At 58.9% G+C, this 21,732-nt stretch carries 20 protein-coding genes and 4 tRNA genes; 14 read left to right on the top strand and 10 right to left on the bottom strand.

Features of this window, described 5'->3' with window-relative positions:
• Nucleotides 1–5 precede the first annotated feature (5 nt).
• Genes QMK51_RS04445 through thiO form a run of 4 tightly spaced genes read left to right on the top strand, consistent with a single transcriptional unit; the run spans nucleotide 6 to nucleotide 5,162 of the window.
• Nucleotides 6–485, top strand: a complete 480-nt coding sequence (locus QMK51_RS04445) for a PilX N-terminal domain-containing pilus assembly protein (protein WP_320393265.1) — start codon at nucleotides 6–8, stop codon at nucleotides 483–485.
• The gene (locus QMK51_RS04450; RefSeq protein WP_320393266.1) at nucleotides 472–3,591 is read left to right on the top strand and encodes a pilus assembly protein; all 3,120 of its coding nucleotides are present in this window, start codon (nucleotides 472–474) and stop codon (nucleotides 3,589–3,591) included. The genes QMK51_RS04445 and QMK51_RS04450 overlap by 14 nt, the downstream gene beginning before the upstream one ends.
• A 13-nt stretch (nucleotides 3,592–3,604) precedes the next feature.
• On the top strand, nucleotides 3,605–4,006 hold the full coding sequence (locus QMK51_RS04455) for a type IV pilin protein (RefSeq protein WP_258699014.1): 402 nt from the start codon (nucleotides 3,605–3,607) through the stop codon (nucleotides 4,004–4,006).
• Between the two features lie 55 nt (nucleotides 4,007–4,061).
• Nucleotides 4,062–5,162 carry a glycine oxidase ThiO gene (thiO, locus tag QMK51_RS04460; protein ID WP_320393267.1) on the top strand — a complete coding sequence of 367 codons (1,101 nt, stop codon included), beginning with the start codon at nucleotides 4,062–4,064 and terminating at the stop codon, nucleotides 5,160–5,162.
• Nucleotides 5,163–5,291: 129 nt separating this feature from the next.
• On the opposite strand, the gene QMK51_RS04465 is transcribed toward thiO, so the two are convergent.
• From QMK51_RS04465 to QMK51_RS04480, 4 genes are all read right to left on the bottom strand, one after another.
• Nucleotides 5,292–6,638 (bottom strand): sigma-54 dependent transcriptional regulator, encoded by a 1,347-nt coding sequence (locus QMK51_RS04465; protein ID WP_320393268.1) that lies wholly within the window; start codon nucleotides 6,636–6,638, stop codon nucleotides 5,292–5,294.
• A complete protein-coding gene (locus QMK51_RS04470) occupies nucleotides 6,635–8,224 on the bottom strand; it encodes an ATP-binding protein (RefSeq protein ID WP_320394477.1) in 1,590 nt (529 codons plus the stop codon). Before QMK51_RS04470 ends, QMK51_RS04465 begins: the two co-directional genes overlap by 4 nt.
• Complete coding sequence (locus tag QMK51_RS04475; RefSeq protein WP_258699017.1) at nucleotides 8,214–8,447, bottom strand: PP0621 family protein; 234 nt, start codon at nucleotides 8,445–8,447, stop codon at nucleotides 8,214–8,216. Before QMK51_RS04475 ends, QMK51_RS04470 begins: the two co-directional genes overlap by 11 nt.
• A 136-nt stretch (nucleotides 8,448–8,583) precedes the next feature.
• Complete coding sequence (locus tag QMK51_RS04480; RefSeq protein WP_320393269.1) at nucleotides 8,584–9,600, bottom strand: outer membrane protein assembly factor BamD; 1,017 nt, start codon at nucleotides 9,598–9,600, stop codon at nucleotides 8,584–8,586.
• A gap of 151 nt (nucleotides 9,601–9,751) precedes the next feature.
• Here QMK51_RS04480 and rluD point away from each other — a divergent pair, with 151 nt between their 5' ends.
• The 7 genes from rluD to QMK51_RS04515 all read left to right on the top strand — a co-directional run bounded on the left by rluD (nucleotide 9,752) and on the right by QMK51_RS04515 (nucleotide 14,844).
• Nucleotides 9,752–10,714 (top strand): 23S rRNA pseudouridine(1911/1915/1917) synthase RluD, encoded by a 963-nt coding sequence (gene rluD, locus QMK51_RS04485; RefSeq protein ID WP_007901932.1) that lies wholly within the window; start codon nucleotides 9,752–9,754, stop codon nucleotides 10,712–10,714.
• Nucleotides 10,711–11,436 carry a peptidoglycan editing factor PgeF gene (pgeF, locus tag QMK51_RS04490; protein WP_258699019.1) on the top strand — a complete coding sequence of 242 codons (726 nt, stop codon included), beginning with the start codon at nucleotides 10,711–10,713 and terminating at the stop codon, nucleotides 11,434–11,436. Before rluD ends, pgeF begins: the two co-directional genes overlap by 4 nt.
• Nucleotides 11,437–11,565: 129 nt before the next feature.
• Nucleotides 11,566–14,130, top strand: coding sequence for an ATP-dependent chaperone ClpB (gene clpB, locus QMK51_RS04495; protein WP_320393270.1), 2,565 nt, complete (start codon nucleotides 11,566–11,568; stop codon nucleotides 14,128–14,130).
• A 299-nt stretch (nucleotides 14,131–14,429) separates the two neighbouring features.
• Nucleotides 14,430–14,505 (top strand) — tRNA-Asn (locus tag QMK51_RS04500).
• A 9-nt stretch (nucleotides 14,506–14,514) separates the two neighbouring features.
• Nucleotides 14,515–14,591 (top strand) — tRNA-Pro (locus QMK51_RS04505).
• A 5-nt stretch (nucleotides 14,592–14,596) separates the two neighbouring features.
• Nucleotides 14,597–14,672 (top strand) — tRNA-Lys (locus QMK51_RS04510).
• 95 nt (nucleotides 14,673–14,767) lie between these two features.
• Nucleotides 14,768–14,844: transfer RNA gene (locus tag QMK51_RS04515), tRNA-Pro, on the top strand.
• A 106-nt stretch (nucleotides 14,845–14,950) separates the two neighbouring features.
• Here the strand turns inward: QMK51_RS04515 and QMK51_RS04520 are convergent.
• From QMK51_RS04520 to QMK51_RS04535, 4 genes are all read right to left on the bottom strand, one after another.
• Nucleotides 14,951–15,352, bottom strand: a complete 402-nt coding sequence (locus QMK51_RS04520) for an EF-hand domain-containing protein (RefSeq protein ID WP_320393271.1) — start codon at nucleotides 15,350–15,352, stop codon at nucleotides 14,951–14,953.
• A 337-nt stretch (nucleotides 15,353–15,689) separates the two neighbouring features.
• Nucleotides 15,690–16,988, bottom strand: a complete 1,299-nt coding sequence (locus QMK51_RS04525; RefSeq protein WP_320393272.1) for an NAD(P)/FAD-dependent oxidoreductase — start codon at nucleotides 16,986–16,988, stop codon at nucleotides 15,690–15,692.
• Nucleotides 16,989–17,048: 60 nt separating this feature from the next.
• Entirely contained in the window at nucleotides 17,049–17,222 is a 174-nt protein-coding gene (locus QMK51_RS04530; RefSeq protein ID WP_007938396.1) for a DUF3094 domain-containing protein, read from the bottom strand.
• Nucleotides 17,223–17,369: 147 nt separating this feature from the next.
• A complete protein-coding gene (locus QMK51_RS04535; protein ID WP_123357369.1) occupies nucleotides 17,370–17,996 on the bottom strand; it encodes a DUF1780 domain-containing protein in 627 nt (208 codons plus the stop codon).
• A 129-nt stretch (nucleotides 17,997–18,125) separates the two neighbouring features.
• Here QMK51_RS04535 and QMK51_RS04540 point away from each other — a divergent pair, with 129 nt between their 5' ends.
• The gene (locus tag QMK51_RS04540) at nucleotides 18,126–18,593 is read left to right on the top strand and encodes an FAD/FMN-containing dehydrogenase (RefSeq protein WP_258699023.1); all 468 of its coding nucleotides are present in this window, start codon (nucleotides 18,126–18,128) and stop codon (nucleotides 18,591–18,593) included.
• Between the two features lie 11 nt (nucleotides 18,594–18,604).
• Here the strand turns inward: QMK51_RS04540 and QMK51_RS04545 are convergent, their stop codons facing one another.
• Both QMK51_RS04545 and QMK51_RS04550 read right to left on the bottom strand, forming a co-directional pair.
• On the bottom strand, nucleotides 18,605–19,051 hold the full coding sequence (locus QMK51_RS04545; protein ID WP_320393273.1) for a potassium channel family protein: 447 nt from the start codon (nucleotides 19,049–19,051) through the stop codon (nucleotides 18,605–18,607).
• Nucleotides 19,052–19,073: 22 nt separating this feature from the next.
• Nucleotides 19,074–20,174 carry an AI-2E family transporter gene (locus tag QMK51_RS04550; protein ID WP_320393274.1) on the bottom strand — a complete coding sequence of 367 codons (1,101 nt, stop codon included), beginning with the start codon at nucleotides 20,172–20,174 and terminating at the stop codon, nucleotides 19,074–19,076.
• Between the two features lie 584 nt (nucleotides 20,175–20,758).
• Here QMK51_RS04550 and QMK51_RS04555 point away from each other — a divergent pair.
• Together QMK51_RS04555 and QMK51_RS04560 are read left to right on the top strand one after the other, a co-directional pair.
• Entirely contained in the window at nucleotides 20,759–21,448 is a 690-nt protein-coding gene (locus QMK51_RS04555; RefSeq protein ID WP_320393275.1) for an energy-coupling factor ABC transporter permease, read from the top strand.
• Nucleotides 21,449–21,511: 63 nt separating this feature from the next.
• Nucleotides 21,512–21,727, top strand: a complete 216-nt coding sequence (locus tag QMK51_RS04560) for a hypothetical protein (RefSeq protein ID WP_258699036.1) — start codon at nucleotides 21,512–21,514, stop codon at nucleotides 21,725–21,727.
• The last annotated feature ends 5 nt before the right edge of the window (nucleotides 21,728–21,732 follow it).

Raw genomic sequence — 21,732 nt, forward strand, 5'->3', positions numbered from 1 at the left:
GGCCGATGAGTATTTCTCCCATGACCCCTCACGCCCAGCGCGGCATGGCGCTGTTGGTCAGCCTGGTGTTTCTTCTGGTATTGACGTTGATCGGCCTTTCGTCGATGCAGAGCGCTACGTTGCAGGAAAAAATGGCCGGTAGCGTGACCCTGCGCAACCAATCGTTTCAGGGCGCGGAAGCGGCGTTGCGCGTCGGCGAAAGTGCGGTGCAACTGAATAGCTATTCATTGCCGGTCTGCAGTGGCACCAGCCAATGCGCGCCGCCGGCCGAGGCGTCGGTCATCACCGTCGCCGGGTTCAATTCCTCCTCGGGGGTGACCTGGATCGCCTCCGGCAGCGGCTTTTACGGGGTGCAGAACATCGGCACCACCCTGACCGCCGTGAACGTGCCGAGCAACACGTCGGCAACGCTGTACCGGGTGACCGCCGTGGGCATCACGGGCAGCTCGCGCAGTGTGGTGGAGAGTATTTATGCGAAATATTGAGGCGCGTACAGGCTGGCGCCGTTGGTTGTTGCAGCTGTTCTGTGGCGCTGCGATGAGCCTTTATCTGGCCGCGCCGACTTACGCCTTCACGCCCTCGGATTCGCCGCTGTTGAACGCCGCCGCCGTGGCCCCCAATGTGATGCTGTTACTCGACGACTCGGGGAGCATGAACAACATTATCTGGGCAGCCGGCTTCGACCCGACGGTCGCGCGCACCCCGGTGACTATTTGCCTCTCGAATGGTACGTGCCTGAAAGGCCGCGACCTGGACATGACCGATGACAATATTTCCTTGTCGAGTTTGACTCGAGGAACATGTTCGAAAGGATGGTACGGTTTTTATAACAGCAGCTTTCTCGGTCTGGATTCACTCTGTCTGAAGCTTCCCGATCCGGTGGGGGGTGAGGACACTCGTTATACGGCGAATTACTTATCCTACCTGATCAGCCTGGCCAACAATTCCGACCGGGACTTCACCGATGGTTCGATTCCCAGCGATTACCGGATGAACGTGGCGCGCAACGTTTCCAAGGCGTTGGTGGCCAGCAACCGCTCGCTGCGCATCGGCCTGTCGACGTTTAATCTGGCGGTCGGTAAGCATAAGAATGACGGCGGTTACATCGCCCGCTCGATCAGCGATTTGTCGGCGGTCAGCGGCAGCGTGACCCAGGCTCAGGCCGATACCAATTACAACGCACTGATCGCCGGGATCGACGACCTGAGCGCGCAGGCCAATGCGCCGTTGGCTGAAGCCTATTACGAGATCACCCGCTATTTCCGTGGCATGGCGCCATACAACAACTCGACGCCCGCCACTTACACCAGTCCGATTCAGTATCGCTGCCAGAGAAATTACGGCGTGGTCATTACCGGTGGTCTGCCGACCTTCGACCATACCTTTCCGACCGACGATCCGCTGGGCGGCAGCCGGTTACCGAACTGGGACGGTATCAGCAGTAACGATGGCGCCGACCTCTTCGGCGACGATGAGGGCGACACTCTGTACCTGGATGACATCGCCAAGTTCGCCTTCGACATCGACATGCGCTCCACGGGAACCGATGCCACGGGCAAGAGCTGGGACGCGGTGGATTTCCCCACGCAGAACATGAACACCTATACCGTGGGTTTCGCCGTGGCAAACCAGATGTTGTCGGATGCGGCGACCTACGGACAGGGCAAGTACTACCAGGCGACCGGCAGCGCGGGGCTTAACAGCGCACTGTCTTCGGCCCTGAGCGACATCACTTCCAAGGCCGGCTCAGGTGGCAGTGGCGTAGCCAGCGGCACAACCCTGACCAGCAACTCGAGCTACTTCCAGACCAGCTACGATCCCAAGGACTGGCGGGGCACCATCAAGTCCTTTGGCTTCACATCGGCGGGTGCGGTTAACACGGCTGCGGTGCTGTGGACGACCGATACCTCCATTGTGCCCGGTGCTACCGCGCCGACCTACCAATCCTGGAATACCCAGACCAACGCTGCTGTCACCCTGGCCTACAGCAACTTCTCCCCGACCCAGCAGGCATCCCTCAATCAGGGACTGCCCGTCGGCATCACCGGCAGCGATCTGGTGGAGTGGAGCAAAGGCATCAACAAAACCGGGTTGAAAGTGCGCAGCGTATTACTCGGCGACATCGTCAATTCGCCACTCGTGCTGGCCGCGCCCACAGACCAAACCGCGTCCGATCTGGTGGGTGACACCACCTACAGCACCTACCTGACCACCAAAGCCGCCAACATGAATGCCAGCCTGGTGGTGAACGCCAACGATGGTTTTGTAAACGTCATCAACTCGACCAACGGTGTCAGGCGTTATGCCTACATGCCCTCCAGCGTGCTGCCATCGCTGAACGATATCGCTGATCCCACTTACATCAACGGCGTGAGCCACAAGTTTCTGGTCGACGGCCCGGTCGGCGTGTTCGATGCCCAGCTCAACAACGCCTGGAAAACCCTGGCGATTGGCGGAACGGGGGCGGGCGGCAAAACCTTCTATGCACTGCAATTGTTCGATGCATCGGCCGGTAACGAGACTAAAGCGCTGTGGGAAATCAGTGCACCGGCCACGGCCAGTACGGCGAACGTTTTCAATGATCTGGGTTATGCCTATGCGCGCCCGGAAGTGGCACGCTTGGCTGATGGTCGCTGGGCCGCGTTTATTTCCAACGGCTATGGCAGCAACTCCGGGGTCGCAGCGCTGTATGTGGTGGATATCCGTGACGGCTCGCTGATCAAGAAGATCGTGCTCGACAGTACGGAAACCACCAACGGCCTGTCGTCGGTGAAGCTCAGGGTCAACTCGCAGAATGTGGTACAGGCTGCCTATGGGGGCGACTTGAAAGGGCGGTTGTGGAAGTTCGATTTGAGTGGCACCACCCCCGACACCTGGGGCGTGGCGTTTTCCGGCAAGCCGTTGTTCACCACCGCAGGCGGCACGACCCAGCCAATTACCGCACAACCGTTGCTGGCTGATCACCCATCCGGCGGCAAGGAAGTGTTTTTCGGCACCGGCAAACTCAATGAGGTCGTCGACAAGACCAACAAGGATCTACAGGCGTTCTACGCGGTATGGGATGCCGAAGGTGGCACGGGGCAAATCACCACTTCCAGCCTGCAGGCGCAGGCGGTGACCGGGGTGTTTACGGGCAGCACCGGGCAATTCATCACCACCAGCCAGAACGAGGTGACCTACCCGGCAAAGAAAGGCTGGTACTTGCCGCTGGTATACAACAATGTTTTGACGGGGGAGCGGGTGATCAATCAAGCCAGTCTGGTCTCGGGGCGCATCGTTTTTACCACGGCCAGTCTGGACACGACGGACCCCTGTGCCGGCTTCGGCACCGGCAAACTGGTCGAACTCGATGCGTTCAGCGGTAAGATGCTCAATTACGCAGTGCTCGACACCAATGCCGATGGGGTGGTCGACAGCATTGACACGATTTCCAGCGGGGTGATCTTCACCGGTGGTATCCCGACCCTGAACGCGGTCGTCAATGACGCAACCCGCAAGATTGTGAACGACTCCGGTGGTGGCGTGACCACTCTGGTGGAAAAATCCGGTGGCGGCAGCGGCCGTCGCATCATGTGGCGACAAATACAGTAAGTGAGAGTGAGGCATGCGCAGATCCAACCGAGGTTTTACCCTGATTGAAATCATGATCGTGATAGCGATCATCGGGATCGTCATCACCATTGGCTATCCGAGCCTCACCGAGTATGTAAAAAAGGGCCGCCGTACTGAAGTGGCCGGTCTGCTTTCCGAACAGGCGCAGATTCTGGAGCGTTTCTATTCGAAGAATAATGTTTACACCAATGCCACCGGTCTGAGCGCCGGCAATGATTTCTATACCATCACCCCGACCCTGACCGATCAGACCTTCCTGCTGACGGCAACACGCAAAGCCGGTTCGACCATGGCGAGCGATAAGTGTGGTGATTTCACCCTCACCAATACCGGAGTCAGAAGCATGGTCAATGCAACGTCCGGCCTGACCACCAAGGATTGCTGGGGGCGCTGAGTTTATTTTCGGGCGCCCTTTGCGCCCTCTGTCTATTGAACGGTTGGATCAGAACATGAGCAGGCAACAGCAAGTGGTGATTGTCGGCGGCGGGGTGATTGGCCTGCTGACGGCGTTCAATCTCGCGTCCGAAGTACAGAGCGTCGTGCTTCTGGACCGCTCAAGTGTCGGTCAGGAATCCTCCTGGGCCGGTGGCGGGATCGTCTCGCCGCTCTACCCGTGGCGCTACAGCCCGGCAGTTACTGCGTTGGCTCATTGGTCCCAGGATTTTTATCCACAGCTGGCGGAACGCCTGTTCACCGCCACTGGTGTCGATCCTGAAGTGCACACCACCGGGTTGTACTGGCTGGACCTGGATGACGAAGCCGAAGCGCTCGCCTGGGCCAAACGGGAAAATCGTCCGCTGCGGGCTGTGGATATCTCTGCGGCACACGATGCGGTGCCGGTATTGGGCGCTGGTTTTTCGCGGGCGATCTACATGGCTGATGTCGCCAATGTGCGTAATCCACGGCTGGTGAAGTCCCTCAGGGCGGCTTTGTTGGCGCTGCCGAACGTGACAATTCATGAGCAGTGCGAGGTCAGCGGGTTTATCCGTGAAGGCGCTGCGGTGGTCGGGGTACAGACTTCGATAGGGGCCATTGCCGGTGATCAGGTGGTTTTGACGGCCGGGGCCTGGAGCGGTGACTTGCTGAAAAGCCTGGGCCTGGAGCTGCCGGTCGAGCCGGTCAAAGGCCAGATGATTCTCTACAAGTGCGCGGCGGACTTTCTTCCGAGCATGGTCCTGGCCAAAGGGCGTTATGCCATTCCTCGGCGTGACGGGCACATTCTGATCGGCAGTACGCTGGAACATGAAGGCTTCGACAAGACACCGACCGAAGCGGCGTTGGAAAGCCTGAAGGCATCGGCGGTGGAGTTGATTCCGGCGCTGGCGGATGCCGAGGTGATGGGGCATTGGGCCGGGTTGCGGCCGGGGTCGCCGGAAGGGATTCCCTATATCGGTCGGGTGCCGGGGTTTGACGGGCTCTGGCTCAACTGCGGGCATTACCGCAATGGGTTGGTGCTGGCGCCGGCGTCGTGTCAGCTGTTTGCGGATGTGATGCTGGGGCGGGCGCCGATTATCGACCCTGCGCCGTATGCGCCGGCCGGGCGAATCTGACCGGGGAATCTGTGTTGTCTTTCAGATTGTCTTCGCGAGCAAGCCCGCTCCCACTTTTTATCTCTGCTGTGCACAAGTAATACGTCCACAGAAGATCCAATGTGTGTGGGCTTGCTCGCGAAGAGGCCTTCAATCCAAACCCAGTTTTTTGAGCCTGTAACGCATCGATCGAAACGACAAATTCAACCGCTGAGCCGCCGCTGTGCGATTCCAGCGGGTTTCCTCGAGAGCCTGGAGGATGAGTTTGCGTTCGACATTTTCCAGATAGGCTTCCAGGTTGTCGATCTGCGTCAGGTCCGGCACGCCGCCGTCCGGGTTACAGTTGCCTTCGGTCAGTCGCAGGTCGCTGGCTTCTATCTGTTTGTTCTCGCACAAGGTGTGGGCCCGCTCAAGCATGTTCTCCAATTCCCGCACGTTTCCTGGAAAACGATAGCTTTTCAGTGCATCGAGAGCTTGCGGGTGGAGTTTTGCGGCGGGTTGGCCGGTGCCGGTCGCCAATCGTCTGAGTACATGGCTGGCCAGGAGCTCAATGTCGTCGCGGCGTTCGCGCAAGGGCGGCACCCGCAGCTCGATCACATTGAGTCGGTAGTACAAATCCTGGCGAAAGCGTTCGGCGGTGACCTCGGCGCCGAGGTCTTTGTGGGTGGCGCAGAGGATGCGCACATCGACCACGGTTTCTTGCTGCCCACCGATGCTGCGAACGGCTTTCTCCTGAATCGCCCGCAGCAGTTTGACCTGCATCGCCAGCGGCAGGTCAGCCACTTCGTCGAGGAACAATGTGCCGCCATGGGCGGCCTGGAACAGTCCGGGTTTGTCTTCGATGGCGCCGCTGAAACTGCCTTTGCGATGGCCGAAAAATTCGCTTTCCATCAACTCCGACGGGATCGCTCCACAGTTCACCGGGACGAACGGTCGGGTGGCACGTGGGCCTTGGTCATGGATCAGGCGGGCGACCAACTCCTTGCCGCTGCCGGACTCGCCGCTGATGTACACCGGGGCCTGGCTGCGGGCCAGTTTGTCGATTTGTTTGCGCAGGCTGCGCATGGGCAGCGAGTCGCCCAGCAGGCGCCGATCGATGGCGGTGCTGGCGCCGCCCGGCGCGGGCAAGCGCAGGGCGCTGGTGACCAGTTCGCGCAGGCGGGTGAGGTCGACCGGTTTGGTCAGAAAGTCGAAGGCGCCCGCCTTGAGAGCGTTGATTGCCGTCTCCAGGCTGCCGTAGGCGGTGATCATTGCCACCGGCACTTGCGCATAGCGCTGCTGGATGTGCTGCACCAGCGCCAGGCCTGTGCCGTCTGGCAGGCGCATGTCGGTGAGGCACAGATCAAACGTCTCCCGTGCCAGCAGCGCCTGTGCTTCCGCGAGGTTGCGTGCGCTGAAGGTGTCGAGTTTCATCCGTCCCAGGGTGATTTCCAGGAGTTCGCGGATATCGGGTTCATCGTCGACGATCAGGATTTTTTGCCGTGGGCTCGTGTTCAACTTTGTTTCCGTCCGTGAGCAAAGGTGATGCGAAAGCAGCCGCCGCCTTGGCGTGGTTTGAAGTCTAGGCGGGCCTGATTGCTTTCGCACAGCTCACGGGACAGATAAAGCCCCAGGCCGGTGCCCTGGCTGCTGGTGGTAAAGAACGGTTCGAACAAATGTGCACGCTGGTCCGACGCCACGCCGGGGCCATCGTCCAGGACTTCAAGGGTCGGCAACTGGCTGTCCGGGTCGATAAACAACTCGAGCCAGGCCTGTGCCTGATCGTGCTGCAGGGCGCTATGGCGCCAGGCGTTGCGCAATAGATTGTCGAGAACCTGGGTCAGCTGATTCGGATCCATCAGGGTTTTGAAGTCTCCCGAACCAATGCACAGGTGAATCTGCTGACGCTCGGTCGCCCCTTCGCGGGTTTCGGCGACGAAGTGCTCCAGCCACGGCTTCAAATCAAGCCGTTGCGGCATGGTTTGCTGGCGACGGGACAGTTGCAGGACGTTTTCGATTACCCGATTCATTCGCTGAGAGTGGTCTTGAATAATCTGTGTCAGACGCCGATCCGCGCCGTTCAGTTCCTCGGATTCCTCCAGTAACTGCGCGGCATGACTAATGGCGCCCAGTGGATTGCGGATCTCATGGGCAATACCGGCGGTCAGGCGACCGAGGGCGGCGAGTTTCAGTTGTTGGGCCTGTTGGGCGATTTGGGCGAGGTCTTCGAGAAAGACCAGCGTCTGGTGGTGCGGGCTTTGGTCCAGGGCAATGAAGCTTGGTTGCAGCTCCAGGCCATTACTGGCGATTTTCAGGCTTTGCGGGCGCAAAGTCGGATTGTTGAACCACAGTTGGAGGCGCTCGACCAACGGCTTCGAATAATCGTCGATCAACTGGCCATCCAGCTTTTCCTGCCCGAGCAAGGTCAAGGCACTGTGATTGGCCAGTTGCACCCGCCGTTGGTCGTCGAGCACCAGAATGCCTGTGCGCATGCGTTGCAGGATCAGTGCGTTGAGCGCTTCGAGGCCGAGTACTTCGCTGGCCCGCTGCTCCGCCAGGGTTTCGCTGACTTCCAGTCGTCGGATCAAGCCTTGCACCAGCAACGCCGCAGCAAAACACAGGGCGCCGAGGGTGCCTATTTGCAGGTAATCGCTGGGGTTGGTGGAGTGGCTGAAGCTCAGGATGAAGCTCAAACCGACGATGCCGAGGGCGCCGACCGCTGCGATCAGCAGGCCGATACGCCCGCGCAGCAGGGTATTGCTGATGGCCACCGACACGATCAGCAAATTGCCGATGGCGCTGGCCACGCCGCCTGCGGCGTAGAACAGGCCGCACAGCAGCAGGACATCGACCAGCGCCAGGCTGAACAGCTGCGAGGGACGCCGGGTGTTCCCCAGAAAGACCACCAGCAGGATATTCAGTACCAGATACAACCAGCTGCCATTGCGCAGCAGGTCGTCATTGGCGAACTTCAGCAACTGGTTGTCCATGTTGCTGGAGATCAACAGCACCAAGGTGATGCCGATGCTTAAGCGGTAGAGGTGATAGAGGCGCAGCAATCGCTGGGCCTGTTTGTTGCCGGGACTGGGCGTCTCAGCGACCACTGGAACCCGGGCCTTGCTCAAGGTGAGCCTGGCTGCAATACCACTGTTGTTCAAGTCTCAGCGCGCGGTCACGGGGCAGGTGTACGCCGCAATGAGCACAGCGAACCATGGGCGGAGCATCTTGCTCGCGCGGCGTATTGGCAACCGACGTCGAGCCCTTGAATTTGCGCCAGAACCATACCGCAGCGGCAATCAGGGCGATCCAGAACAATAGACGAAGCATGGTGAGCCGCTTTTTGATTAATGAATTGGCAGTTTAGCCAAGGACGGGTCAGGCGCACAGCGCAATACGCTCACCCTAAAGTCCGGCAATAAAAAAGGCGCCTCGAAAGGCGCCTTCTCGGCATAACATCCCGGCGTCAGTCGAACAGGCCGAAGGTCATGTGACTGAACCAGGAGCGGTCGGTGTTACTGGACTCGGGTTCCGGTTCTTCGATCACATCGCCGTTTTCATCTTTAGGCTTGAGCTCGTTCGGAATCGCGTCCTTGGCATCCTGGAACTGCTTCTGCACGTCCTGGTTGGCGCGGGTTTCGCCCGGCGGCAGTGGCGGACGGGATTCGATCAGGCCCAGGGTGGCCTTGCTCAGCCACGAACGGTTGTCGGCTTCACCCACCGATGGCACGAACTTACCATCCACCAGGCTTGGGTGGTTCGGGTAGTTGAGCTTGAGGGTTTCGAGAGTGGTCGCGGCCAGTTCGTCCAGGTGCAGACGCTGGTAGGCTTCGGTCATCACCGCCAGGCCGTCACCGACCGAAGGGGTTTCCTGGAAGTTTTCCACTACGTAACGACCACGGTTCGCGGCGGCGACATAGGCCTGGCGGGTCAGGTAATAGTCGGCAACGTGAATCTCGTAGGAAGCCAGCAGGTTGCGCAGGTAGATCATGCGCTGCTTGGCATCCGGCGAGTAGCGGCTGTTCGGGAAGCGGCTGGTCAGCTGGGCGAACTCGTTGTAGGAGTCGCGAGCAGCGCCCGGGTCACGCTTGGTCATGTCCAGCGGCAGGAAGCGCGCCAGCAGGCCGACGTCCTGGTCGAAAGAGGTCAGGCCCTTGAGGTAGTAAGCGTAATCGACGTTCGGGTGCTGCGGGTGCAGACGAATGAAACGCTCGGCGGCGGACTTGGCAGCCTCAGGCTCGGTGTTCTTGTAGTTGGCGTAGATGAGCTCGAGTTGAGCCTGATCGGCGTAGCGACCGAACGGATAACGCGACTCCAGCGCCTTCAGCTTGGCTGTGGCGGCGGTGTAGCTATTGTTGTCCAGATCGTGCTGAGCCTGCTGGTACAGCTCGACTTCGCTCAGGTTTTCGTCTACGACTTCCTTCGATGAGCAAGCAGCGGTCAATGCGAGGATGGCGATCAGCAGCAGGTGTTTCACTTGCATGGCGGCTTGCGTCCCTATGACGGCCGCTGTCTTGGGCGGGGCCGTCCTGTTATGATGAGCGCCCCGTTGAAAAGCTCCGGGGCAAAAGACGCCGTATTTAACCACAAGCGCGCAGCCGAAACCAAAGGCTGTGCCGACGCCTAGTCTGAGCATGTCCGATAAAATTGAACTTCGCGCAGAGGTGCCGTCCGAATTGGGCGGCCAACGCCTCGATCAAGTCGCCGCACAATTATTCGCTGAGCACTCGCGCTCGCGCCTTTCCGCCTGGATCAAAGACGGCCGCCTGACTGTGGATGGGGCGGTTATCCGCCCGCGAGACATCGTTCACGGTGGCGCCATTCTTGAGCTGACTGCCGAGCAGGAAGCTCAGGGCGAATGGATCGCTCAAGACATCGAGCTGGACATCGTCTATGAAGACGACGACATCCTGGTGATCAACAAGCCTGCGGGCCTGGTGGTGCATCCGGCCGCCGGTCACGCCGACGGCACCTTGCTCAACGCCTTGCTGCACCATGTGCCGGACATCATCAATGTGCCCCGCGCCGGTATCGTGCATCGCCTGGACAAGGACACCACCGGTCTGATGGTGGTGGCCAAGACCATTCAAGCGCAGACACAACTCGTCACGCAATTGCAGAGCCGGAGTGTCAGCCGGATCTACGAGTGCATCGTGATCGGTGTGGTGACGGCCGGCGGCAAGATCAACGCGCCGATCGGTCGCCACGGTCAGCAACGCCAGCGCATGGCCGTGATGGAAGGTGGCAAGCAAGCCGTCAGCCATTACCGCGTGCTCGAGCGTTTCCGCTCCCACACTCACGTGCGGGTGAAGCTGGAAACCGGTCGTACGCACCAGATTCGCGTGCACATGGCGCACATCAACTACCCGCTGGTCGGAGATCCTGCCTATGGCGGTCGTTTCCGTATTCCGCCGGCCGCCAGTGTGACCATGGTCGAATCCCTGAAGAATTTCCCGCGTCAGGCGCTGCATGCGCGGTTCCTGGAGCTGGATCATCCGACTACCGGTAAACGCATGAGCTGGGAATCGCCACTGCCCGACGACTTCGTCTGGTTGCTGTCGCTGCTCAAGCAAGACCGCGAGGCGTTCATCGGATGAGTGACTGGCTGATTCCCGACTGGCCTGCGCCTGCCGGGGTGAAAGCCTGCGTCACCACCCGTGCGGGCGGCGTCAGTCTGGCGCCGTTCGACAGCCTCAACCTCGGCGATCATGTCGACGACAGCCCCGAAGCCGTCGCCGAGAACCGCCGTCGCCTCACCGATCATTTCTCTATTCAACCGGCCTGGTTAAAGCAGGTTCACGGCATTGTCGTGGCCCATGCCGACCCAAGCCAGGTAGCCACTGCCGACGCCAGCTGGACGTCAACACCCGGTATCGCCTGCGCGGCAATGACCGCGGATTGTCTGCCAGCGCTGTTCTGCGACCGTGCCGGCACCCGCGTTGCCGCCGCCCATGCCGGTTGGCGCGGGTTGGCGGCGGGTGTGCTGGAAGCGACCCTCGACAGTCTGGCCGTGCCACCCGCCGAAGTGCTGGTCTGGCTCGGCCCGGCCATTGGCCCACAAGCCTTTGAAGTCGGCCCGGAGGTGCGCGAAACCTTCGTCCAGCAATTGCCTGAAGCTGCCAAAGCCTTTGTGCCGAGCCAGAATGCCGGCAAGTTCATGGCCGACATCTATGAGCTGGCGCGTTTGCGTCTGGCCGCTCGCGGTGTAACGGCTGTCTACGGCGGTGGGTTCTGCACCGTGACCGATCCACGTTTCTTTTCTTACCGCCGCAGTCCACGCACCGGCCGGTTTGCCTCTTTAGTCTGGATCGAACGCTAGACTTCTCTGATCTACATCAACTGTACGACGCTTGAATCTTCCAGAATCGACCACATCTAGTGAGGTATCCGGCAGGCTTCTTCATTCAGGATGTTTATAGGTCCGGCCTGCTCAAAAGGAAGGTGACCCATGCGTATAGACCGTTTAACCAGCAAGTTGCAGTTAGCCTTGTCCGACGCCCAATCCCTGGCCGTCGGTCTGGACCATCCGGCCATTGAGCCGGCGCATTTGATGCAGGCCATGCTTGAACAACAGGGTGGTTCGATCAAACCTCTGCTGATGCAGGTGGGTTTCGACGTCAACAGCTTGCGTAAAGAACTGACCAAAGCGCTCGATCAACTGCCGAAAATCCAGAACCCGACCGGCGACGTGAATATGTCGCAGGATTTGGCGCGCCTGCTCAATCAGGCCGATCGCCTGGCCCAGCAGAAGGGCGACCAATTCATCTCCAGTGAATTGGTTCTGCTCGCCGCCATGGATGAGAACAGCAAGCTGGGCAAGTTGCTGCTTGGTCAGGGCGTGAGCAAAAAAGCTCTGGAAAACGCGATCAATAACCTGCGCGGCGGTGAGGCAGTCAATGACGCCAACCACGAAGAGTCGCGTCAGGCGCTGGATAAATACACTGTCGACCTGACCAAGCGTGCTGAAGAGGGCAAGCTCGATCCGGTGATCGGTCGTGACGACGAAATTCGCCGCACCATTCAGGTTCTGCAACGCCGTACCAAGAACAACCCGGTGCTGATCGGTGAGCCTGGCGTGGGTAAAACCGCCATTGCCGAAGGCCTGGCTCAGCGCATCATCAACGGTGAAGTGCCGGATGGCCTGAGAGGCAAGCGTCTGCTGTCTCTGGACATGGGGGCGCTGATTGCCGGTGCCAAGTACCGCGGCGAGTTCGAAGAACGCCTCAAGTCCCTGCTCAACGAACTGTCGAAGCAGGAAGGGCAGATCATTCTGTTCATCGACGAATTGCACACCATGGTCGGTGCGGGCAAGGGCGAAGGCTCAATGGATGCCGGCAACATGCTCAAACCGGCATTGGCTCGCGGTGAGTTGCACTGCGTCGGCGCGACCACGCTCAACGAGTATCGCCAATATATAGAGAAGGACGCGGCCCTCGAACGGCGCTTCCAGAAAGTCCTGGTGGACGAGCCGAGCGAAGAAGACACCATCGCCATCCTGCGTGGCCTGAAAGAGCGTTACGAGGTTCACCACAAGGTGGCGATCACCGACGGCGCAATCATCGCCGCGGCCAAGCTCAGTCATCGCTACATCACTGACCGCCAGCTGCCGGACAAGGCCATCGACCTGATCGACGAAGCCGCCAGCCGCATCCGCATGGAAATCGATTCCAAACCGGAAGTGCTGGACCGTCTGGAGCGTCGCCTGATTCAGCTGAAGGTGGAATCCCAGGCGCTGAAGAAAGAAAGCGACGAAGCGGCGATAAAACGTCTGGAAAAACTGCAGGAAGAAATCGTTCGCCACGAGCGTGAGTATTCGGACCTTGAAGAAATCTGGAACTCGGAAAAAGCCGAAGTCCAGGGTTCGGCGCAGATTCAGCAGAAAATCGAACAGTCCCGTCAGGAACTGGAAGCCGCGCGCCGTAAAGGCGACCTGAACCGCATGGCCGAGCTGCAATACGGGGTGATCCCGGACCTGGAGCGCAGCCTGCAAATGGTCGACCAGCACGGCAAAAGCGAAAACCAGTTGCTGCGCAGCAAGGTGACTGAAGAAGAGATCGCTGAAGTCGTGTCGAAGTGGACCGGCATCCCCGTGGCGAAAATGCTCGAGGGCGAGCGCGACAAACTGATGAAGATGGAAAGCCTGTTGCACCAGCGTGTAATCGGTCAGGACGAAGCGGTGATCGCCGTCTCCAACGCCGTGCGACGTTCCCGTGCCGGGTTGTCCGATCCGAATCGCCCGAGCGGTTCTTTCATGTTCCTCGGCCCGACCGGTGTCGGTAAAACCGAGTTGTGCAAGGCGCTGGCCGAGTTCCTGTTCGATACCGAAGAGGCAATGGTGCGGATCGACATGTCCGAGTTCATGGAGAAACATTCTGTGGCTCGTCTGATCGGCGCGCCACCAGGCTACGTGGGCTATGAGGAGGGCGGTTACCTGACCGAGGCGGTGCGTCGCAAGCCTTACTCGGTGATCCTCCTGGATGAGGTCGAGAAGGCCCACCCGGACGTGTTCAACATCCTGCTGCAAGTGCTGGAAGATGGTCGCTTGACCGATAGCCATGGCCGCACGGTAGATTTCAAAAATACCGTTATTGTCATGACTTCCAACCTGGGCTCGGTACAGATCCAGGAGCTGGTGGGTGATCGCGAAGCGCAGCGGGCAGCGGTGATGGATGCGATTTCCACGCACTTCCGCCCGGAGTTCATCAACCGGGTCGACGAAGTGGTGATCTTCGAGCCGCTGGCTCGGGATCAGATCGCCGGTATTACCGAGATCCAGTTGGGTCGCCTGCGTAGCCGCCTGACCGAGCGCGAGCTGAAGCTTGAGCTGAGCCCGGAAGCAATGGATAAGCTGATCGCCGTCGGTTACGACCCGGTCTATGGCGCACGGCCGCTCAAACGGGCGATCCAGCGCTGGATCGAGAACCCGCTGGCGCAACTGATCCTGTCGGGTCGATTCATGCCGGGCGAGACCGCCAAAGGTGTGGTGGAGAACGACGAAATCGTCTTCGTCTGATCCCCAGTGGCAACAAAATGAAAGAGGCCTCGCATTGCGAGGCCTTTTTTTCGATAGGCTGTTGAACTCAAAGGAAAATGCTTGTAAAGTGCGCCCCGCAGTAAGTCACCCCGAGAGGGTTTCTGCTCCCCAAGCAGGAATCTGAAATAAGTTGCAAATCATTAACTTGAAAGCAATTTAGGGGGTTGACAGAGGTGCTTAAGATTGTAGAATAGCGCGCCTCAGACACACGAACGCAGCGATGCGAACGGGTAGAAGAGGTGAAGCAAGCTTCACAGTTGTAAATTGAAATATGTAGTTCCGTGATAGCTCAGTCGGTAGAGCAAATGACTGTTAATCATTGGGTCCCAGGTTCGAGTCCTGGTCACGGAGCCAATTTCAAACCGGGGTATAGCGCAGTCCGGTAGCGCGCCTGCTTTGGGAGCAGGATGTCAGGAGTTCGAATCCCCTTACCCCGACCATTTTTGGGTCGTTAGCTCAGTTGGTAGAGCAGTTGGCTTTTAACCAATTGGTCGTAGGTTCGAATCCCACACGACCCACCATTTTTGAAACCAGTTAACGCTGGAATCGAATCTTAAGATCAGATGCCAAAAGCTCTGTTCGCAGAAGGCGCCTTTAAAGGGTGCCTTTTTTTTACCGGGGTATAGCGCAGTCCGGTAGCGCGCCTGCTTTGGGAGCAGGATGTCAGGAGTTCGAATCCCCTTACCCCGACCATATTAAAAATCCTCGTATCGAAAGATACGGGGATTTTTTTTGCCTGCTGAAAATGCAAAAAAGCCCCGCTTCTCGATAGAGAGGCAGGGCTTGGGCTTTCAGAAGTTTAGCTATTGTCTTTCAGGTGCTCGAACAAGCCCTTCGGCATTTTTTTGCCATTGGCTTCGTAGTTGGTTTTCACGTTATCAAAAGCCTCTTGTTCGTCGATTTGGCCGTCATGGTTGGTGTCGATCTTGTCGAAGTCAGCTTTGGGTGCCACTTTCAGGAATTCCGCACGGGATACCTTGCCGTCGTCATCGGTGTCGGTCTTGGCCATCGAGGCATCGCCGCACTTGCCTTCGCCACATTTACCTTCCGGCGTCTTCACGACCTGTTCGGCGGAGGCCAGCAGATAGCCTTGAGTCAGCGGCTGCGAAGCGAATACGGAACCGGACAACATCATGCCACCGGCCAGGACTGCACCAAGCAGACCTACAGTGTTTTTGCCGAGAGTAGTGGTACGGGACATTACAAATCTCCTGGGTTGCACGACACAACCGCTCGATAAAGGACGCCACGTGAGTGCGGCGATGACCGAAGCAGGCAGTGCCTTGCTCGGGTGTGGCCATTTAGCGGGCGTGGTGTATCGCTACTGTGTCGCGCAAGGGGGGCTTTGTAAGCGAAGGGATGGAATCAGTGGGGGAGATACAGTGAGACACACAAGTGTCCGCAGGTTGGACCGAGGCGCCTGCTTCGCGGGCAAGCCTCGCTCACAGGTTATGTGTCGACCATTGTATCTGGGTCCGACACATAATCTGTGGGAGCATGGCTTGCCCGCAAAGAGGCCCTAACTAACGCCGAAAATCTTAATGCAGCTTCAGCCGCGGCTCGGTCCCGCGTCCAATCTTGCTACCCAGCATCAACATCGCCGTGCGAAATGCGCCATACAGCGCCATCTGGTGCATGCGATACAGCGACACGTAAAACATCCGCGCCAGCCAGCCTTCGAGCATCACGCTGCCGGTCAGGTTGCCCATCAAGTTACCCACAGCCGAAAATCGCGACAGCGAGATCAGCGAGCCGTAATCGGTGTATCTGTATTCCGGGAGGGACTTGCCTTCGATCCGCAGTTTCAGCGATTTGGCCAACAACGACGCCTGCTGATGCGCCGCCTGGGCGCGCGGCGGTACATTGCGATCGGTGCCCGGTTGTGGGCAGGCCGCGCAGTCACCGAAGGCGAAGATGTTCTCGTCCCGGGTGGTTTGCAGAGTCGGCAGCACTTGCAGCTGGTTGATGCGGTTGGTTTCCAGGCCATCGATGTCCTTGAGGAAACCCGGTGCACGAATCCCGGCGGCCCAGACTTTCAGGCTGGCGTTGATCACTTGGCCATCGGCGGTAATCAGGCTGTCTGCCGTGACTTCGCTGACCGCGGCATTGGTCATGACGTTGACCCCGAGTTTCTCCAGGGTTTTGTGCACAGGCCCGCCGATCCGCTCCGGCAGGGCCGGCAACACCCGTGGGCCGGCTTCGATCAGGGTGATGTGCATGTTTTCCGGCTTGATCCGGTCTAGACCATAGGCCGCCAGTTCATGGGCGGCGTTGTGCAGTTCCGCTGCCAGTTCGACTCCGGTGGCACCGGCACCGACGATCGCTACGCTGATCTGCTGCACCGCGTCGGTCTGCCCGGCGTGGGCACGCAGGTAGTGATTGAGCAGTTGCTGATGGAAGCGCTCGGCCTGTTTGCGGGTGTCAAGGAACAAGCAGTGTTGCGCCGCGCCTTGAGTACCGAAGTCGTTGGTGGTGCTGCCGACGGCAATCACCAGCGAGTCGTAAGGCACTTCCCGCGCCGGTACCAGTTCCAGGCCAGCCTCGTCGTAGGTGGCAGCCAGCTGGATTTTCTTCTGCGCGCGATCGAGCCCGCTCATGCGCCCCAGCTGGAACTCGAAGTGGTTCCATTTTGCCTGGGCAACATAGTTGAGTTCGTCTTCGGAAGAGTTCAGGGAGCCTGCCGCCACTTCGTGCAACAGCGGTTTCCAGATATGGGTCAGGTTCGCGTCGACCAGCATCACACTGGCCGTGCCGCGCTTGCCCAGAGTCTTACCCAGACGGGTAGCCAACTCCAGACCGCCGGCGCCGCCGCCAACGATGACAATACGATGAGTCATGGGGATATCTCGCAAGGCTAAAAGAAATCGGTGCAGTCAACCGAGCGAGCGCAAGGCAGCTCATAGCGTCAGGTAACTGATAAGTCGGCTCAACAGACCCAAACCAATGGTCACTGCCAGCACCACCACCAGGAGCATCCACGGCCGGAAAGGCCGGCGCTCGACTTGGTGCTGGGACAGGTGCAGGTACTCTTCGACATGCTTCTGGTCGTCGGGGTTCAGGCGGCTGGTCATATTGGGCCTCGTCAGGTAGACGTTGCTGAATGTGCAGACGTTACAGTGGTTTGTCTGCAAGCGTTGAACGGTGCATGTGACGCTTTTGTAACATTCGGCCAGTGATTGCGCCATCTTGTGCAGTATTGTCGGTATCTGTGGCGGGACTCACAGGCTGATCCCGACGTCGAAGACGATGCTGCGACCCAGGTTGCTGCGCAGGAAATCCGGGGCATCCGGGTGCGCGAACAACACTCGGGCGAAGGTCGGGCCGACCAGCGACAACGAACGCCAGCCCTGGCGCAGGTACTCGGTGGGCGGTGGAAAGTGGCTGTTGAGGTCCAACACTTCGCGCTTGAGGCTGGCGAAGGCGATGATGTCCAGCTCCCCCAGGTCCATGCCGCGTTCTTTGTAGTTGTGGGCTTTTTTGCGCAAGGTCGGCGCCAGTCTCAGCAGAAACTCATTGGCCGGGATGCGCCGGGGCTTGGCCTCGCGGCGCACCAGCTGGCTCAGGGAAAACGCGCTGCGCCGGCGTTGCAGCTCATCACGCCATTCGTCGTTGAGGCGCCGGCCCTCGTCGAGCACGAAGAACACCTCGAAATTCGCGTCGCGAAACAGCACGTCCGGCGGCTCCCCGGCGGGGGCAAACTCGTCGGCGCGATAGGGAATGTTCAGGCCTTGGAGCAGGCGCTGGCAAACCCAACGCTCACGCTCCCATTTGCGGGCATTGGAGAGGAACGTGTTGGCTTGCTCGGCCGCGATGGTCAGCAGGCGTAAATAATCTGAGTCATCCATAGGCCCAAGCTTAGCGTTCATTTGCGACAAGCAGAAAGCGTGAAATGGTAAACGGAGGCACTGAGCACTCGGAACGGGCGGTGTAGACTGATAGCCATTACGCATATGCGCTCGAACGAGGAGTAGAACGTGAAATATTGGCCGGTGTTATTGCTCAGTCTTCTGCCTCTTTGGGCCCAGGCGCTGGAGGTTGGCGAGCGCCTGGCGCCGTGGACCTTACTTGATCAGTTCGATCAGGCCTTCACATTCGATAATCAGACTCAGACGCTGCTGGTGGCGCGCAGCATGGACGCCGCAAAATTGGTCGACGCCGCTCTGCAGGGCCAGCCCAAGGGCTACCTGGAAGCTCGGCACGCGGTATTTGTCGCGGACATCCAGCGCATGCCTCGACTGATCGCGAAGATGTTTGCAGTACCGGCTATGCGCGATTATCCCTATCGAGTGATGCTTGACCGTGATGGTCGCGTGGCGCCGCGTTACCCCGGGTCCGTGGATAAAGTGCTGTGGCTGCAGCTCAAGGACGGTCAATTGGTGGGGAAGCACGAATACGCCACGGCGGCACAATTGCGTGAGGCGCTGGAGAAGGCCCGGCCATGATCGGCGCATGCCTATGGGCGTTCACGCTGCCGTAGCCTGTCTATGTTGTGCTTTATGACATCCATCACCGCAGCGGTCATCACCGCGGTGGAGACACCAAACATCAGGATTCCGTTGGCGGCCTCCAATGGGCCAAGCAGACGCCAGCGAGAGGACATGATGATGTCGCCGTAGCCCAGCGTGGCGAAGTTGACCGCCGAGTGATACAGCGCGGTGGCGAATTCGTCGAATTCGTCGAGCAGCATGAACAGCGCGGCCCAGATGGCGATCTGCACGAAATTACTGAACAGCATCAGCAGCATGACCATCGACAACAACAGGATATTCAGCCATTGCGTTTCAGGCGGTCGGGAATGCCTGAAATGCACGTATTGACGCAGGCATATAGTCACGAAAATGGCCTGCATTATCAGGCAGAAGAACATTACGGGAAGACCGGCCAGTAGATTCAACAGCATGGGAATATCCTCTGCCGCCGTGTCAGGTCTGTTCCTGGTTGTCTGGCCCGGGATCTTGCACTTGATCCACCCATTCCCAGAACAACTGATAGCCGACCGCGAGTATCACCGGGCCGATAAACAGTCCGAGGATACCGCCCGTGACCATGCCGCCCAAGGCACCGATCAGCACCACAGGCATCGGTACATCGACACCCCGACCCAGCAGCAGCGGTTTGAGGACGTTATCGACCAATCCTGCGACGAAGACATAGATGGCAAACACAATGGTCGCCGTACTGGCACCTTCGTTCATGAAAACAAAGACGATGACCGGAAGGGTAATCAGGGTCGCCGGTAACTGCATGATGCCAAGCAGCAGTACCGCCAAGGCGAGAAGTCCGGCGCCGGGGACGCCCATGAACACAAAACCGATGCCCACCAACAGCATCTGGATGAAGGCGATGCCGACAACCCCTAACGCCACTGCCCGAATGGTCGCGGTGCACAGATCGGCGATTTTCGGCCCCTTGGCCGGACCGCAGAAACGCGAAACGATGTGCACCGCGCTGCGGTGACCGCTTTCACCATACGCTAAAAAAATACCGGCAATAATCAGGGCGAAGACGAATAAAAGGAGCCCCATGGCGACACCTGCAAACTTGCTTAGCAGGGAGAGGCTGACGCCTTTGATCTGGGGTATGAATTTTTGTACCAGTTCGGGCAGGTCAGTGATGGCTTGCGCCCATAAGTTATAAAGAGGTTTTCCCACGAGCGGCCAGCTGGCTACCGTGTCGGAGGGTGGCGGAATGTGGAAACTGTCGGTTTTGACCATGGTCATGACCCTCTCCACCGATTCCGCAATCGAGGCTCCCAACAGATAAACAGGCACCATAAGAATAATGATGGCGATCAATACGATCAGCGTCGCGGTGAGCCCGTCTCTGTTTGCCAGCGTGCCTTTGAACCTGACTTGCAATGGGTAGAGGGTGATTGCCAGGATCAACGACCAGAGCATCAGATCGAGGAACGGGCTGAATATCTGAAAGCAGAACATGACCAGAACGGCAATCAGTCCGGCACTAATCAGTACATCGAGCAGGTTTCGGGAAAAAACCTTTTCAAGAATGGGCGAGGGATCCATTGATGATCTCCTGTCGATAGTGACCAATGCTCGCGTTCGGTATGTCCAGCATAGACGTGCGCTGGCCGTTTACCGCTTCTCATGACTGCCTGCAATGGGGCTGTGTCATTTCCGTGACATACGCCTGCAGCTTGACCCGTTCACCATGCAGTCGGCGCCGCAGACCTCGTCGGCGAGCACCAAGACGAACGCATGCTCGCAGCCCCCCTCACCGCGCCCGGTTCAGGGCATTGCACAAAACGGATAACGATCGGCGCAAGGCGGATATTGCCCCGTGCCCGGCCTCTCTACCCTCGGCTGTACGGACGTTAGCCGCGTTACCGACTCTTAAAAAAACAACAACAAGAGTAAAGGGGGCTGGGTCTGATTCAGTCTTGCAGAGGATGTAGCAATCGCTTGGTCTTTTGATTGTGTGTATATCCATTGCTGCGGTAACGGATATGTACACGATCAGAAAAGAGCCGCCATTACCGCAGCAACAGATATGCCCCCCAATCCTAAAACGCCCCTCCAGAGCAAAGTCGAAGGGCGGTGTAGACTGAGGGCCTATTCTCTTTCGGCAAGACAAGGGAGTGTGCCCAGCCATGATCGGCGCCGAATTACTGTCCTCCGAAACCCTCACGGTGGGGTGGTTGATCTATGTACCGGTGCTGACCTGGGCGATCGCACGAGCACCGTGGGTCGAACTGTTCAGCGACAGCCGCCGCCAGCATCTGTTGTTCGGCACGGTGTTCGCGCTGTTCATGCTGTGGCTGGTGCGACGGGATTTCGACACTGGCGTGTCCTATCACTTCATCGGCATGACCGCCGTGACATTGCTGCTGGATTGGCCGTTGGCGATTGTCGGCGGGTTGGTCGCGCAAGCGGGATTGGTGTTGCTCGGGCGTCAGGACCTGGCCGCTGTCGGGGTCAACGGCGCGCTGCTGATTCTGCTGCCGGTGCTGATCACCGAGTGCTGCGCAATCCTGGTCGAGCGCGCACAGCCGCGTAATCCCTTTGTGTATATCTTCTGTTCCGGTTTTTTTGCCGCTGCGCTGTCGGCCTTGTTGTGCCTGATCCTGACACTCACGCTGCTGTGGTACGACGAGCGATTCGCCATGCCGTACTGGCTGGAAGACTTTGTCGGTTACCTGTGGCTGCTGATTTTTCCGGAGGCGTTCATCAACGGCATGGTGATCAGCGCGTTGGTGGTTTTCTGCCCCGAGTGGCTGGAGACATTCAATCGCACGCGCTATCTATCGGCGCCCTGGAAAGATGACGATCCCAAATCTTGATCCACATCAAATCCAAAAAGCGTTGACGAATCCATGCTTCGGAAAACCTTCAGGAGCATCGGCATGAGTGTGTATGAGTGGGCCAGGCAGGAGTTGCGTCAGAGTCTAGATCTGGCACAAGAGGTGGGTTTCGACCCGGGATTGAGCCTGCGCGCCTTGCTCAGTGCGGTGGTGCAGCAGAGCAAGGCGGTACGCAATGTCGAAGACCTGGCCGATGAGTTGCGGTTTCTTGCCGAAAACCTCGACGAGGGTCAGGACTATGGCTTTATGCGGCCTTGATGGCC

This window comes from Pseudomonas sp. P9_31 (genome assembly GCF_034008235.1).
In the GTDB taxonomy this organism is placed as follows: Bacteria; Pseudomonadota; Gammaproteobacteria; order Pseudomonadales; family Pseudomonadaceae; genus Aquipseudomonas.